Source organism: Vibrio mexicanus, from assembly GCF_001012815.1.
Taxonomy (GTDB): domain Bacteria; phylum Pseudomonadota; class Gammaproteobacteria; order Enterobacterales; family Vibrionaceae; genus Vibrio; species Vibrio mexicanus.
This window is the reverse complement of record NZ_JYJP01000091.1, coordinates 1-1,314: the sequence shown is the minus strand read 5'-3', so window position 1 is coordinate 1,314 and position 1,314 is coordinate 1. Positions and strand designations below refer to the sequence as shown.

Genomic DNA, 1,314 nt, shown 5'->3' with positions numbered 1-1,314 from the left:
TTGTCCCGTCCTGAAATGTGTTTACACATTGAGGACGAATTATGAACACGCCAAATAATACCTACGTTAAGCGCACTCAGCGTGATTACACACTAGGCTTTAAGTTACAGGTTGTCACTGCTGTAGAAAGAGGCGACATGACTTATAAACAAGCCCAAGATATCTATGGAATTCAAGGTCGCTCAACCGTTTTAACCTGGCTTCGAAAGCACGGTAAGATGGATTGGACGCAATCCCCAAGGAGGAACGTCATGCATCAATCTCCTAAATCTAAAGAGTCCCCTGCGCAGAAAATTAAACGACTCGAAAAAGAGCTCGAAGACGAGAAGATAAAAAACCTCTTTCTGAACAGAGTGATTGATATTCTTGATGCTGAGCATGGGAGCAATCTTAGAAAAAAGTATATCGACAAGGGGCAAGGAGCCTTCAAGAACAAGAGAGTGTGAGTCTAGCGAGAGTTTGTAAGCTATGCGGAATATCAAGACAGAGTGTTTATCAACGAGAAAGGCGTGCTGTACAACGCCAGCTTGACCTTAAACCAGTTAAGCAAATGGTACTCGATATTCGACGTTACATGCCTCGGCTCGGTACTCGAAAACTCTATTACCTGCTGAAACCCAAGTTAGAAAAGCTAGGCATTAAATTAGGTCGAGATGCTCTGTTCGATTATTTACGTAATGAGCAACTATTAGTTCGACCAAAACGCAGCTTCATAAAAACCACGAACAGTAGGCACTGGATGAAAAAACATCCTAACTTACTTAAAGAGTCTAAGCCTCACAACCCAGAGGAAGTGCTGGTGAGTGATATCACTTACCTGCAATCTGAGGAAGGGGTTCACTATCTATCATTGGTTACTGATGCGTTCAGTCGAAAAATTATGGGATATGAACTGAGCAACGAGATGAAAGCAACAGATGTGGTAAAGGCACTCGATATGGCGATAAAAAATCGGCGATATCATTGTTCATGTATCCACCACTCTGACCGTGGTCTACAGTATTGCTCTGGCACTTATCAAGAAAGGCTTAGAGCGGGTGACATTAAATCTTCGATGACAGATGGATATGATTGCTATCAAAATGCTTTAGCCGAAAGAGTGAATGGCATCTTAAAGCAAGAGTTCTTACTGAATAGATGTAAGGGTCTCGATGAGCTTAGATATCTAGTAAAAGAGTCAATCAGTATCTATAACAATATGAGGCCGCACCTCAGCCTGGGCATGAAAACGCCAAATGAAGTGCATGAAAAAAGCCAACAGCTGACGCTGTTGGCTCAATGAAATACTGTCAACGTATTTTAGGACGAGACATA

At 42.2% G+C, this 1,314-nt stretch carries 1 protein-coding gene; it reads left to right on the top strand.

The genetic code is table 11. The features are described 5' to 3' along the window. Nucleotides 1–41: 41 nt before the first annotated feature. Nucleotides 42–1,282 (top strand): IS3 family transposase gene (locus UA76_RS13125; RefSeq protein WP_420340918.1). Its coding sequence is split into 2 segments (ribosomal slippage): nucleotides 42–402 and nucleotides 402–1,282, totalling 1,242 coding nucleotides; the frame shifts between segments, so codons are not numbered across the junction. Nucleotides 1,283–1,314: the final 32 nt, after the last annotated feature.